Origin of the sequence: Enterobacter sp. BIDMC109, from assembly GCF_001037885.1 — a bacterium.
Taxonomy (GTDB): Bacteria; Pseudomonadota; Gammaproteobacteria; order Enterobacterales; family Enterobacteriaceae; genus Enterobacter; species Enterobacter hormaechei_C.
Genome location: NZ_KQ090002.1, coordinates 3,479,279 through 3,493,594, shown reverse-complemented (window position 1 = coordinate 3,493,594; position 14,316 = coordinate 3,479,279). Strand labels below are relative to the sequence as shown.

Below are 14,316 nucleotides of genomic sequence, written 5' to 3'. Positions count from 1 at the left end.
GTGAAGAAGAAACTGTGTCGACTATAGAACTGATTTAAAGATTTACCAATAATTGCGCCGAAGTCGTGCCGGGTGGCTTTTTGTTAACAATCGCGGTATAACACCCTTCTTTGGATGTTTAGATGTCCATACGTTTAGAAGGTAATATGCAAACAGAACAACAAAACGGGCAGCTTAAGCGCACCATGAAAACCCGTCACCTGATTATGCTCTCGCTGGGGGGCGTTATCGGCACAGGGTTATTCTTCAATACCGGATACATCATTTCGACAACCGGCGCGGCGGGCACGCTGCTGGCGTATCTTATTGGTGCGCTGGTGGTCTGGCTGGTTATGCAGTGTCTGGGCGAGCTTTCCGTAGCAATGCCGGAAACCGGCGCGTTCCACGTCTACGCCGCTCGTTATCTCGGCCCGGCGACAGGGTATACCGTGGCGTGGCTCTACTGGCTTACGTGGACAGTGGCGCTGGGATCGAGCTTTACCGCAGCCGGGTTCTGTATGCAGTACTGGTTCCCGCAGGTTCCCGTCTGGACGTGGTGCGTCGTCTTTTGCGTGGTGATTTTTGCTCTTAACGTCATTTCCACGCGCTTCTTCGCCGAAGGGGAATTCTGGTTCTCGCTGGTGAAAGTCATCACCATCATCGCCTTCATTATTCTCGGCGGGGCGGCGATCTTCGGTTTTATCCCGATGCAGGACGGTTCACCGGCGCCGGGCTTAAGCAACCTTACTGCCGAAGGCTGGTTCCCGCACGGCGGTCTGCCGATCCTGATGACCATGGTGGCGGTCAACTTTGCCTTCTCCGGAACGGAGCTTATCGGCATCGCGGCAGGAGAAACGGAAAACCCACAAAAGGTTATTCCGGTTGCTATTCGCACCACCATCGCCCGGCTCATCATCTTCTTTATTGGCACCGTGTTTGTGCTGGCGGCGCTGATCCCGATGCAGCAGGCTGGCGTGGAGAAAAGCCCGTTCGTGCTGGTGTTTGAAAAGGTCGGCATTCCGTATGCGGCGGATATCTTTAACTTCGTGATCCTGACGGCGATCCTCTCGGCGGCGAACTCGGGCCTATACGCTTCTGGCCGTATGCTGTGGTCTCTGTCTAACGAGAAAACGCTGCCGCGCTGCTTTGCCCGCGTCAACAAAAACGGCGTGCCGCTGACGGCGCTCTCCGTTTCCATGCTGGGTGGCGTGCTGGCGCTGTTCTCCAGCGTGGTCGCGCCGGATACGGTGTTTGTGGCCCTGTCAGCCATTTCCGGTTTTGCGGTGGTGGCGGTGTGGATCAGCATCTGCGCGTCACACTTCGTGTTTCGTCGCCGTCACGTGCAGTCCGGGCAGCCACTTTCGGCGTTGCAGTATCGCGCGCCATGGTATCCGCTGGTGCCCGTGCTTGGCTTTATCCTCTGTCTGGTGGCCTGCGTCGGCCTGTGGTTTGACCCCAGCCAGCGTATTGCCCTTTATTGCGGGCTTCCGTTTGTCGCCCTGTGTTATGGTGCGTACTACCTGACCCGAAACCTGACCACGCAGGAGCCTGAACATGTCGCAGAATAATCCGCTTACCGCCCTCCTTGAAAACCAGCCGTTTGTCGTGCTGGATGGGGCGATGGCAACGGAGCTGGAAGCGCGCGGTTGTAACCTTGCCGACAGCCTCTGGTCGGCCAAAGTGCTGATGGAAAACCCGGAGCTGATCCGGGACGTGCACCTCGACTATTACCGCGCGGGGGCACAGGTGGCGATCACCGCCAGCTATCAGGCCACGCCTGCGGGCTTTGCCGCACGCGGGCTGGACGAGGCGCAATCCCGGGCGTTGATTGGCAAAAGCGTAGAGCTGGCACGCAAAGCGCGGGAAGCGTACCTGGCAGAGAATGCGCAGGCGGGCACGCTGCTGGTGGCGGGGTCGGTAGGGCCGTACGGCGCGTACCTTGCCGATGGATCTGAATATCGCGGCGATTATGTGCGTCGCGCTGAAGAGTTCACCGCGTTCCACCGTCCCCGCGTGGAGGCGCTGCTGGATGCGGGCGCGGATCTGCTGGCCTGTGAAACGCTGCCTTCTTTCCCGGAGATTAAGGCGCTGGCGGCGTTGCTGACGGCGTATCCTCGCGCCCGGGCATGGTTCTCATTTACCCTGCGTGACAGCGAGCATCTGAGTGACGGGACGCCGCTGCGGGATGTCGTTTCTGCGCTCGAAAGCTACCCACAGGTTGTCGCTCTGGGGATCAACTGTATCGCGCTGGAAAACACCACCGCGGCGCTGACGCATCTGCACAGCCTGACGTCGCTGCCGCTGGTGGTCTATCCGAATTCCGGCGAGCATTATGATGCGGTGAGCAAAACCTGGCATCACCATGGTGACGCCTGCGAGACGCTGGCGGGGTATTTACCGCAGTGGCTGGATGCCGGTGCGAAGCTGATTGGCGGCTGCTGTCGCACCACGCCGCAGGATATTGCTGCGCTGACGGTTCAGCGCTGAGGTCTTTGCCGGGTGGCGGCTGCGCTTACCCGGCCTACAAATTGCACGAACCGTAGGCCGGGTAAGCGCAGCGCCACCCGGCGAAACAACCGCACAAAATTCACTATCCTTTCCCGCTTTTTTTCTAAAAACGAATCGTCATTAGCGATTCTTTTTTATTCCTTTATCAAATTTCTCGCGCCGGAAATACTGCCCTTATAACAACAAGGGGAGCAGGCACTATGGCAATTTCATCGCGGATCACACTTCTCGGCGCACTGGCGCTGTGGGCATTTCAGGCGCAGGCGGTGGACGTCACCGTCGCGTATCAGACTTCCGCTGAGCCGGCGAAAGTCGCGCAGGCGGACAACACCTTTGCCAAAGCGAGCGGGGCGAATGTCGACTGGCGCAAGTTCGACAGCGGCGCGGCGATTGTGCGGGCGTTAGCCTCGGGCGACGTGCAGATTGGCAACCTGGGCTCCAGCCCGCTGGCGGTGGCCGCCAGCCAGCAGGTGCCGATTGAAGTCTTCCTGCTGGCGTCGCAGCTCGGAAATTCCGAAGCGCTGGTGGTGAAGAAAAGCATCACGAAACCCGAAGATTTGATCGGCAAACGCATCGCGGTGCCGTTTATCTCCACCACGCATTACAGCCTGCTGGCAGCGCTGAAACACTGGGGCCTTAAGCCGGGCCAGGTGCAGATCATTAACCTGCAACCTCCGGCGATTATTGCCGCCTGGCAGCGTGGCGACATCGACGGAGCATACGTCTGGGCGCCCGCCGTCAACGAGCTGGAAAAAGAGGGCACCGTGCTGACCGACTCCGAAAAAGTGGGGCAGTGGGGTGCGCCAACCCTTGACGTCTGGGTCGTACGGAAGGACTTTGCCGAGAAACACCCTGAAGTGGTGAAAGCCTTCGCCAAAAGCGCCATTGACGCACAGCAGCCATACATCAGCAACCCGGATGAATGGCTGAAACAGCCCGCCAACCTGGAGAAGCTCTCACGTCTGAGCGGCGTGCCGGAAGCTGACGTGCCGGGGCTGGTAAAAGGCAACACCTATCTGACGCCTGCGCAGCAGGTCCAGCAGTTGAACGGGCCGGTGAGCAAAGCGATTGTCGACACTGCCACGTTCCTGAAAGAGCAGGGCAAAGTGCCTGCGGTGGCGGCGGATTACAGCCAGTTCGTGACCGATCGCTTTGTGAAATAAGGGGGCTGCAATGCTGAACATTACAAACCTGTCTGCCGATTACGGCGGCAAACCCGCCCTGGAAGAGATCAACCTGACGCTGGACAGCGGTGAACTGCTGGTGGTGCTGGGGCCGTCCGGCTGCGGGAAAACGACGCTGCTGAACCTGATCGCCGGGTTTGTACCGTATCAGCACGGCACGATCCAGCTGGAAGGAAAACGGGTAACGGGGCCGGGCGCAGAGCGCGGCGTGGTCTTTCAGAATGAAGGATTACTCCCGTGGCGAAACGTTCAGGAAAACGTTGCGTTTGGTCTGCAACTGGCAGGTGTAGCGCGTGAACAGCGCCTGAATACGGCGCGCGATATGCTGAAAAAGGTCGGGCTGGAGGGAGCTGAAAAACGCTTTATCTGGCAGCTTTCAGGCGGGCAGCGTCAGCGCGTCGGGATCGCCCGTGCGCTGGCGGCTAACCCACAGCTGCTGTTGCTGGACGAACCTTTCGGGGCGCTGGATGCCTTCACCCGCGAGCAGATGCAAACCCTGCTGCTGCGCCTGTGGCACGAAACCGGCAAGCAGGTGCTGTTAATCACCCACGATATCGAAGAGGCCGTGTTTATGGCGACGGAGCTGGTGCTGCTCTCACCGGGGCCGGGACGCGTGCTGGAGCGCCTGCCGCTTGAGTTTGCCCGCCGCTATGTGGCGGGAGAGCCGGTACGCAGCATCAAATCCGATCCGCTGTTTATTGAACAGCGTGAATACGTCTTAAGCCGCGTGTTTGAGCAACGGGAGGCGTTCTCATGAGCATTGTTTTCAGTGAAAAAACGCGGCGGACGCGCCTTGCCTTACGCTGGCCGTTTTCTCGCCAGCTCACCTTAAGCCTCAGCACGCTGGTGGTGCTGCTGGCGGTATGGTGGGCGGTTGCCGCGCAGCAGTGGGTCAGCCCGCTGTTTCTGCCCCCGCCAGGCCAGGTTCTGGAAAAACTGATTACCATCGCCGGGCCGCAGGGCTTTATGGATGCCACGCTCTGGCAGCATTTAGGCGCCAGTCTGATGCGTATTCTGGTGGCGCTGCTGGCGGCGGTCATTATTGGCGTTCCGGTGGGGATCGCGATGGGACTGAGCCCGACGGTACGCGGCATTCTCGACCCGCTGATAGAGCTTTACCGTCCCGTCCCGCCGCTGGCTTACCTGCCCCTGATGGTGATCTGGTTTGGCATCGGCGAGACGTCAAAGATCTTACTGATATACCTGGCGATATTTGCGCCGGTAGCCATGTCGGCCCTGGCTGGCGTAAAAAGTGCGCAGCAGGTACGCATACGTGCGGCGCAGTCGCTCGGCGCCAGCCGCGCGCAGATACTGCTGTTCGTCATTTTACCAGGCGCGCTGCCGGAGATACTGACCGGGCTGCGCATCGGCCTTGGGGTGGGCTGGTCTACGCTGGTGGCGGCAGAGCTGATAGCCGCCACGCGCGGCCTTGGGTTTATGGTGCAGTCGGCGGGAGAGTTCCTGGCGACTGACGTGGTACTGGCAGGGATCGCGGTGATCGCCGCGATTGCCTTTGGATTAGAACTGGGACTGCGCGCGCTACAGCGTCGCCTGACGCCCTGGCATGGAGAAATACAATGAGTGAACGACTGACCATTACCCCGCTGGGGCCATATATTGGCGCGCAGGTGTCGGGCCTGGACGTAACACGTCCGCTGAGCGATAACCAGTTTGAGCAGCTGTACCACGCGGTGCTGCGTCATCAGGTGGTGTTCCTGCGCGAACAGGCCATTACCCCACAGCAGCAGCGCGCGCTGGCCCTGCGTTTTGGCGACCTGCATATCCACCCGGTCTACCCGCATGCGGAAGGGGTGGAGGAAATTATCGTGCTGGACACCCATAACGATAACCCGCCCGATAATGACAACTGGCACACAGACGTTACCTTTATCGGCACACCGCCAGCCGGGGCGATTCTGGCAGCAAAACAGCTGCCGGAGACGGGTGGGGATACGCTGTGGGCCAGCGGGATTGCCGCGTTTGAGGCGCTCTCCGCGCCGCTCCAGACTCTGCTGAGCGGCCTGCGGGCGGAGCATGACTTCAAAAAATCGTTCCCGGAGTACAAGTACCGCAAAAGCGAAGAGGAGCACCAGCGCTGGCAGGAAGCTGTGGCGAAACATCCCCCGCTGCTGCACCCGGTGGTGCGTACCCATCCGGTGACCGGAAAGCAGGCGCTGTTTGTGAATGAAGGGTTTACCACGCGCATCGTGGATGTGACGGAAAAAGAGAGTGAGGCGCTGCTCGGCTTCCTGTTCGCGCACATCACCAAACCGGAGTTCCAGGTGCGCTGGCGCTGGCAGGAGAACGATCTGGCGATCTGGGATAACCGCGTCACGCAGCATTACGCTAATGCGGATTACCTGCCGCAGCGAAGGATTATGCAGCGGGCGACGATCCTGGGGGATAAGCCGTTTTACCGTGCGCCTTGATTGCCGGGTGGCGGCGTTGCCTTACCCGGCCTACGTTTAATTGTAGGCCCGGTAAGCGCAGCGCCACCGGGCAACGGAGCTAAAGGTGTGCTTCTATATACCGCTGATAGCGGTTTGCCTTCAGATAACACAGATCCACCAGCACCAGCCCGTCGATACAGTTATTGAACGCCGGATCGCTGCCGAAATCGATAAACTGCACGCCGCCGGGTTCGCATAGCTCGGAATACTGTTTGTAGAGCGGCGGGATGCCGCAACCCAGGTTGCCGAGCAGGGATTTCAGCTTTGTCAGGTCATCCACGTAATCCACTCCGCCAAACTGTGCCAGCACGTCCGGAAGTGAGGCCGGGTAGGGTTGACGCGAGGCGGCTAAGGGATGGCTGGCCGGAAACCAGAGACGATAAAACGCCACCAGCAGATCCCGTGCAGCTGGCGGTAAGCCGCCGGAGATGGACACCGGACCAAACAGGTAACGGTAATGGGGATAGCGTGCCAGATAGGCGCCAATGCCTGACCACAGATAGTCCAGACCGCGACGCCCCCAGTAGCGCGGCTGTATAAAGCTGCGCCCCAGCTCAATACCGTGCTCAAGTATGTCCTGCATTTTTTCGTCGTAGTGGAACAGGCTGTAGCTGTACAACCCCTCGACGCCGCGCTTTTCCACCTGCATGGCCGTTGGCATAAAGCGGTACGCGCCGACAATCTCCAGGTCATCGTCATCCCACAGAATAAGGTGCAGATAGTCATCATCGTAGCTGTCGGTATCCCGGCGCTTCCCGCTGCCTTCCTCCACGGCACGAAAGGCAATCTCGCGCAGCCGCCCCAGCTCGCGCAGCAGAGGCGCCTCTTCCTGCCCGTTGCGCTGCCAAAGATAGATGGCCTTACCATCGCTGGTTTTGCCCAGACACTCGGCCTGCGCCAGTTCGCGCTTGAGCGTCGCCCTGTCTTCCGGGCGGGCAATGGCGCACTGGGTTTTAAAGACGCCAGGCAATCCCTTGCCAAGACGTATCACGTGCTGACGACACTGCTCGGCCATCTCACGCGATGAAAGGGTAGAACTAAACCGCTCATTCCAGGCAATCTGCTGGCCGATTTTGATCGGCAGCTGACTGTGACGGCGGCGAAACATCTGTTGCATCAGCAGCAGCATGGATACCGTTGGCGAGACCAGCGTGCTGGCATAAAACAGCAGGCTGTTGTGCGCCTGGATATGTACCGGGAGTAGCGGCACCCGTAGTTTGCCGGCCAGCTTGATAAAGCCCGGATGCCATTTTTTATCGCGGATGCCTTTGCGCGTTGGGCGGGAAACTTCGCCCGCCGGAAAGAAGATCAGCACGCCGGCGTTTTGCAGGTGCTGCTCCATCTGTATCAGCGAGGCTTTTGCGGTTCTGCCGCCCATATTATCCACGGGAATAAATAATGAACTGAGGGGCTCAAGGTGGGACAGCATCCTGTTGGTAACAACCCTCACGTCGCGTCGCACGCGGGAAACGGCATACAGCAGCGCCAGCCCATCCAGGGTGCCGGTCGGGTGGTTCGCTATCACAATGAGTGGGCCGTGTTCGGGGATTTGTTCGAGGTCGCGGGCGGAAACGGAGCAGTGAATATCAAGGTGTTCCAGAACCTGCTCCACCATATCCAGCCCTTTCAGGTGACGGTGGCTGGCGGCAAACTGCTGAAATTCGTCTTCGTGAAGCAGTCTTTTTAACAGACTTTTTTGCCAGGGTGCGGGCCTCGCCTGAGGCCAAAGGTCATCAAGAACGCTGTCGAGACTAAACATTGATCACTCCTCCTGCCGTCTTGCCCAGACAGTAGAAGGAGGAGATGTCGTTTGTATTGCAGTTTGGTGAAGATTAGCGCAGAGAGCAGGCCGGGTAAGGCGAAGTCGTTACCCGGCGCTAAAGCGGATTAACGCAGAATTTTCTTCTCAGCCAGATCCAGCGCGAAATAGCTGAAGATCAGATCCGCGCCCGCGCGTTTGATCGCCCCCAGGCTTTCGAGGATCACTTTCTCTTCGTCGATGGCACCCGCCTGTGCGGCGAATTTGATCATCGCGTACTCGCCGCTCACCTGGTAGGCGCCCAGCGGCAGTTCGGTGCGTTCGCGAATGTCGCGCAGGATATCCAGGTATGCGCCAGCCGGTTTCACCATCAGGCAGTCAGCGCCCTGGGCTTCATCCAGCAGAGACTCACGAATCGCTTCGCGGCGGTTCAGCGGGTTCATCTGATAGGTTTTACGATCGCCTTTCAGCGCCGTGCCGGCTGCTTCACGGAACGGGCCGTAGAAAGAGGAGGCAAATTTGGTGGAATAGGACATGATGGCGGTGTCGGTGAAGCCCGCAGCGTCCAGCGCCTGACGGATCGCCTGTACCTGCCCATCCATTGCCGCAGAAGGCGCAATGAAATCCGCACCCGCAGCAGCGGCAACCACCGCCTGCTTGCCCAGATTCAGCAGGGTCGCATCGTTGTCCACGCCGTGATCGCACAGCACACCGCAGTGGCCATGAGAGGTGTATTCGCAGAAGCAGGTATCGGACATGACGATCATCTCCGGTACACTCTCTTTGCAGATGCGCGACATGCGGGCGACGAGGCCGTCTTCTTTCCAGGCATCGCTGCCGGTCGCGTCAGTGTGGTGGGAGATACCGAACGTCATCACCGAGCGGATGCCCGCATTCGCAATACGTTCGATCTCGCGGGCCAGATGCTTTTCAGGAATGCGCATCACGCCCGGCATCGCGTCGATGGCTTTGTAGTCATCGATCTCTTCTTCAACAAAAATCGGCAACACCAGATCGTTTAAGGTCAGTGTTGTCTCTTCAAACATGGCGCGCAGTGCGGGAGACTTGCGTAGGCGACGGGGACGTGCAATTAAATCGGTCATGGTATGCCTGATGTTTGTGGAACAAAGAGGTATAGTGTACCTGAAAGCAGGGAGCGGTGTTTTACTAAAGTTGTCTTTTAGATTTTCGAAATCGACTAATATACGCTGCATGTATTTTGTCTGTATTATAAAACTTATTCTGGTGTTCAGCGTGGTGTTTAATATTGGTGAGGTTTCTATATTGGTTCGGGATTATAAATATAAATGATTTATTGCTTTTTATTATATGTGCCGAAACAACTAAAGTAGTTTGCAATCAGTTGAATTTATAATATTTATTCATAATGATTGATATTGCCCTGGGTTTACAAGCTTATTTGTCTGAATACGGACTTAATGGAATCATTCATTGAACCTTTTCGAACTGAAACTGCATAATTCCTTCCGCAATTTTATGTTGCTAAATGATTTGATGGACAAACTTGCTTACGTCCCTGAGGAGGGATGACCCAATGCAAACATGGAAAAAGAAACTGGTTGTATCACAACTTGCATTAGCCTGCACACTGGCTATCGCTTCTCAGGCCAATGCGAAAGATATATCCGGCACAACATATAATACTTTTGGCTATGACAATACCGCGTCCACGCCCTGGTATTATGGTTATGCTGACTGGGATTATTCAGATGCCACACATGATGGTGACATTTATCCAGTCATCAATAAATCAACCGTAAACGGAGTTATTTCGACATACTATCTGGATGATGGTGTCAATGGCCGTGCGAACGCGTTGAGTATTTCTAACAGCACCATTAACGGCATGATCACGTCAGAGTGTATGACCACGACGTGTGCAGATGGCGTGGATACTGACGGTACCACTCATACCCAGTATGATCGTTTTAGCCTGACTGTTGATAACTCCACCATCAACGATACCTACGAGCATTACGCCTACGATGTCGTCAATGGTGAAACCACTGAAACGCATTATCTGGACACCTATGGTCTGGGTAACGCGATCACGCTGGACGTTGAATCTGACATCGTTATTCAGAACAACTCCCATATCGCGGGCATCACGCTGACGCAGGGTTATCAGGAGCTGGATAACACGCCATACGACGGTGTTGAAGGCGTTGCTAACAGCAGCAATATCTTTACCGATACGCTGGTGGTGAAAGATTCTGTGCTGACCTCTGGTGCGTACAGCGATCTGGGTACCAGTGGCTTCTACGGTCAAACGGCGAAGCCGAGCGACTACGGTGAAACCAACGCCACGGCTGCCGATGATGCGGCGCTGATCGTTGTTGCTGGCGCGTCTGATAACGCTATGCAGACCACCGCTACCTTCGATCACTCTACCATTACCGGCGACATCCTTTTCGCCAGCACCTTTGATAACAACTTCTACGAGAATGGCGATCCGGCAACGGATACCACCGATGACGGCGTCTATAACCCAACTACCAACGGCTGGGATGATACCGACAAGCTGGATGTCACGCTGACCAACGGCAGTAAATGGGTGGGTGCCGCGCAGTCCAGCGTTGAAGCCATCGGCACGGCGCAGATGTATGGTGAAGGCTACAGCGATGTAGACTGGCACACGCTTTCTCCAAACAGCATCTGGCCTGATTCTACCTTTGACAGCAACGGTCATGTTGCAGGTGAAGAAGTTTATCAGAGCGGCCTGTTCAACGTGGCGCTGGATAACGGTTCCGAGTGGGATACCCGTAAGATCTCCAACATCGACGCGCTGACGGTGAACAACCAGTCTCAGGTCAATGTTGAAAACTCCGGCCTGCTGGCAGATTCCATCACCCTGACCAATGCGTCTAGCCTGAATATTGGCGACAGCGGTGGTGTGGCTACCGACAGCCTGTATCTGGATAGCTACAGCCGTGCTGCACTCACTGAAGAGACAGCTGAGCTGTATGCCAACACCATTACCGTGGACAACGGTGCAGAGCTGGCGCTGGGTCTGGGTCAGGTTGATACGCACAATATGGTGCTGACCGATGGCGGTGTGCTTAACGTTGCCAGCCGTGATTATGTGCTGAACAGCGACCTGAACAACGCACGCTATATCACCAACGATCGCTCTAAAGCGGACTACGACTATGGTGTTGTCGCGCTGAACTCTGACGGTCATCTGGCGGTGAACGGTGACGTTGCCGGTAACTATAAAGTGCGCATCGACGATGCGACCGGCGCAGGCTCCGTAGCTGACTACGAAAACAAAGAGATCGTTCGCGTCTATGACAATAACGCGGATACCGCTGCCAGCTTTACTGCGGCAAACAAAGCTGATTTAGGTGCATACACCTATCAGGCGCAGCAGAAGGGCGACACCGTTGTTCTCCAGCAGGAAGAGTTGACTGACTACGCCAACATGGCGCTGAGCATTCCTTCTGCTAATACCAACATCTGGAATCTGCAACAGGATACCGTGGGTACCCGTCTGACCAACAGCCGTCATGGCCTGGCAGATAACGGCGGCGCATGGGTGAGCTATTTCGGCGGCAACTTTGACGCGGATAATGGCACCGTTAGCTACGATCAGGACGTAAGCGGCATTATGGTAGGTCTGGATACTCAGATCGACGGTAATAACGCGAAGTGGATTGTCGGTGGTGCGGCTGGTTTCGCGAAGGGTGATATCAGCGATCGTACTGGTCAGGTCGATCAGGACAGCCAGACTGCGATGATCTACGCGTCGGCGAAGTTCATGAACGACATCTTCCTCGACAGCTCCCTGAGCTACACCCGCTTCAACAACGACCTCTCTGCTACCATGAGCAACGGTCAGTATGTTGACGGTAATACCACGACTGACGCCGTTGGTTTCGGGATGAAACTGGGCTATGACTGGAAACCAAACCTGTCTGGCTACGTCACGCCTTATGCGGCGATCTCTGGCCTGTTCCAGTCCGGTGATGACTACCAGCTAAGCAACGACATGCGTATCGATGGTCAGTCTTACGACAGTATGCGTTATGAACTCGGCGTGGATGCAGGTTATACCTTCAACTACGGCGGCGAGCAGGCATTAACGCCTTACTTCAAACTGGCTTACGTGTATGACGATGCCGACAACAATGCTGATATCAACAATGACAGCATTGATAACGGCGTGGAAGGCTCTGCGGTTCGCGTGGGACTGGGCACTCAGTTCAGCTTCACGAAAAACTTCAGTGCTTACACTGATGCGACTTATCTGGGCGGCGGCGACGTTGACCAGAACTGGGGAGCAAACCTGGGTGTGAAATACACCTGGTAATATAGAAAGCGCGGGGGATTTTTCCCCCGCTTTTTTATGTGTTTTAAAAATTATAAAGAACCGACATATACAGATGACTTGAGGTATGCATGAACGTTAATGCGAAGCCACTTTCTGAATTAAGCCGGCTCATAAAGTGTCTGGAAGTCGCCGGTACCCCATTTAAGATCGAACCACAACAATTAATAACTACCGGCAATAATGATGATGAACCATTGACCGTTGTCATACAATCCGGCCTGACGGCCGTCCACCGTAAATCAGACGAATTACTTATGGGTATTGCGCGGGCACCGTATATCCACGGTTTAAGCGCATGGATAAATGAAAACTATCTTGAATATTCTCTGATGGCACAGACGCCTTGTACCGGGTTTTATTTACCGGCATCTGACGCGTACCAGCTTATTCAGGACGCGCAACTTTGGCAAGAGGCTTTCTGCTGGCTGTCATGGCTTAACCATTTATTGGGAAAACGTGACATGCAGTTGGTCGGAAATAATTCCTATAGCCAAATTCGGGCGATGCTGATCAATATGGCCGAGTGGGATGACACGCTACGTTCAAAAATTGGTGTTATGAATCATATTCAGCGTAGCACTCGTATTTCTCGTTCGGTCGTTGCTGAGGTTCTGGCGGCGCTGCGGCAGGGGAACTACATCAATATGAGCCGGGGCAAACTGATCAGTATCAACCGTTTGCCCACGGACTATTGAGATCAGTTAGAGGCCGTAAGCACCTGTGCTTTATTGGCGCTCAGCTCGGCCACCAGATTATTTACGCCATCACTCATATTCACGAAGCGTGTATTTGGCGACCGGGTGACCACCACAAAAGCGCCTACGTTTGATTGCGGAATCATCGCCATGTAGGTGATGAATCCGCCACCTCCACCGGTTTTTTGAATAATCCCCGGTCGGCCATCTTTTGGCGCCATATACACCCAGCCCATGCCGAGGGCATCGGCTTTACCTGGAACATCCATGCCAATGACGCGACGTAGCTGAGCACGCTGGTAGATGAGCGTCTGCATTCGGTCGGCCTGATTGCTGCGCGCGTAAAAATCCGATGAGAGGAACTGTTGCATCCAGCGCATCATGTCGCCAGGCGTAGAGTAAACGCCACCACTGCCAATGGCGGCCAGCGTGTTATTGCACGGGCTGGCCCCTTTTTCCGCCACCATCAGACGCTTGCACTGGTCCGGGGAAGGGGTGTAAGTGGTATCTTTCATCCCGAGCGGACGCGTGATCTGCTCTTCAAACAGTTGAGGGTAAGGCTTACCCGACGCCGTCGCTAAAGCGTCGGCCAGCAGATCAAACGCCAGGTTAGAATAGCCGGCCTGCGAGCCCGGGGCCGATTTCAGGGTTGCTGTGCTCAGGTAGTTCCAGCGTTGCTCGCGGGTTGGCCAGACAAAGACAGGGCGATGCGCAGCGCCACCGGGCTGTTCTCGCGGCAGGGCGCTGGTATGGGTCGCCAGATTCACCAGTCTGATCGGCGTTCCCTGATATGTCGGAACGCGAGCGCCGGGCGGTGCATATTTGCTGAGCGGATCGTCGAGTTTCACCACGCCCTGATCGAGCAGTTTGACCAGCATTTCGCTGGTCATCAGCTTGGTTATCGACGCGATACGGATAACGGAATCCAGCTGCGGACGAACGTTATTTCCCGGTCGTGTTTCACCGAAACTGCGAAACACCCGCTGGTTACCGTCGATCACGACCAGCGCCATTCCCGTCGCACCGCTGCCGTAATAAATAAGGTTCGCGTAGCGATCGGCAATGTCAGAGGCCAGAACCGGGGCCGTCAGAGGCTGTGCTGCCTGGGCGGTGGACAGGCTCACCGCACACAGCGCGGCGATAGAGAGCAGACAACGTTTCAACGAAAAGCATCCATCAAGTGAATAAGGAAAGTTACGGGTAGTTATACTACTAATCGGCGTCGGGCAATGGCCCGATTTGCATAACGATAGCGAGAAAAACGTAACCGTGGGTAAATTTGAACAATTTACTTGCGGCGTGGCTCCCATTTTGTGACATCGACCGTATGATAGACGCTACGATCGCTGTTGCGAATGAAACGCACCGAAACAATTCCTGAAAACTGGGA

The 14,316-nt window shown here is 56.1% G+C and carries 11 protein-coding genes; 8 read left to right on the top strand and 3 right to left on the bottom strand.

Annotation, left to right across the window (positions count from 1 at the left end; genetic code table 11):
* Positions 1 to 146: 146 nt before the first annotated feature.
* The 6 genes from mmuP (at position 147) to tauD (ending at position 6,100) form a co-directional block, all read left to right on the top strand.
* Positions 147 to 1,547: an S-methylmethionine permease gene (gene mmuP / locus SK62_RS16510; RefSeq protein ID WP_045334512.1), complete on the top strand. Its 1,401-nt coding sequence runs from the start codon at positions 147 to 149 to the stop codon at positions 1,545 to 1,547.
* On the top strand, positions 1,534 to 2,466 hold the full coding sequence (mmuM, locus tag SK62_RS16505; protein ID WP_040117252.1) for a homocysteine S-methyltransferase: 933 nt from the start codon (positions 1,534 to 1,536) through the stop codon (positions 2,464 to 2,466). The genes mmuP and mmuM overlap by 14 nt, the downstream gene beginning before the upstream one ends.
* A 221-nt stretch (positions 2,467 to 2,687) precedes the next feature.
* Positions 2,688 to 3,650: a taurine ABC transporter substrate-binding protein gene (gene tauA, locus SK62_RS16500; protein WP_047718575.1), complete on the top strand. Its 963-nt coding sequence runs from the start codon at positions 2,688 to 2,690 to the stop codon at positions 3,648 to 3,650.
* A gap of 10 nt (positions 3,651 to 3,660) precedes the next feature.
* The gene (gene tauB / locus SK62_RS16495; RefSeq protein WP_015571326.1) at positions 3,661 to 4,428 is read left to right on the top strand and encodes a taurine ABC transporter ATP-binding subunit; all 768 of its coding nucleotides are present in this window, start codon (positions 3,661 to 3,663) and stop codon (positions 4,426 to 4,428) included.
* On the top strand, positions 4,425 to 5,252 hold the full coding sequence (gene tauC, locus SK62_RS16490) for a taurine ABC transporter permease TauC (protein WP_017383144.1): 828 nt from the start codon (positions 4,425 to 4,427) through the stop codon (positions 5,250 to 5,252). Before tauB ends, tauC begins: the two co-directional genes overlap by 4 nt.
* On the top strand, positions 5,249 to 6,100 hold the full coding sequence (tauD, locus tag SK62_RS16485) for a taurine dioxygenase (protein ID WP_047718577.1): 852 nt from the start codon (positions 5,249 to 5,251) through the stop codon (positions 6,098 to 6,100). The genes tauC and tauD overlap by 4 nt, the downstream gene beginning before the upstream one ends.
* Before the next feature lie 79 nt (positions 6,101 to 6,179).
* On the opposite strand, the gene SK62_RS16480 is transcribed toward tauD, so the two are convergent.
* Positions 6,180 to 7,880, bottom strand: coding sequence for a bifunctional ornithine lipid synthase OlsF (locus SK62_RS16480; protein WP_047637572.1), 1,701 nt, complete (start codon positions 7,878 to 7,880; stop codon positions 6,180 to 6,182).
* Between the two features lie 128 nt (positions 7,881 to 8,008).
* Positions 8,009 to 8,983, bottom strand: coding sequence for a porphobilinogen synthase (gene hemB / locus SK62_RS16475; protein WP_015571323.1), 975 nt, complete (start codon positions 8,981 to 8,983; stop codon positions 8,009 to 8,011).
* 452 nt (positions 8,984 to 9,435) lie between these two features.
* Between hemB and SK62_RS16470 the strand changes: the two genes are divergently transcribed.
* Positions 9,436 to 12,210, top strand: a complete 2,775-nt coding sequence (locus tag SK62_RS16470) for an autotransporter outer membrane beta-barrel domain-containing protein (protein ID WP_032652677.1) — start codon at positions 9,436 to 9,438, stop codon at positions 12,208 to 12,210.
* 89 nt (positions 12,211 to 12,299) lie between these two features.
* Positions 12,300 to 12,926, top strand: coding sequence for a helix-turn-helix domain-containing protein (locus SK62_RS16465; protein WP_015571320.1), 627 nt, complete (start codon positions 12,300 to 12,302; stop codon positions 12,924 to 12,926).
* 2 nt (positions 12,927 to 12,928) lie between these two features.
* On the opposite strand, the gene ampH is transcribed toward SK62_RS16465, so the two are convergent.
* A complete protein-coding gene (ampH, locus tag SK62_RS16460; RefSeq protein ID WP_032652680.1) occupies positions 12,929 to 14,089 on the bottom strand; it encodes a D-alanyl-D-alanine-carboxypeptidase/endopeptidase AmpH in 1,161 nt (386 codons plus the stop codon).
* Positions 14,090 to 14,316 lie beyond the last annotated feature (227 nt).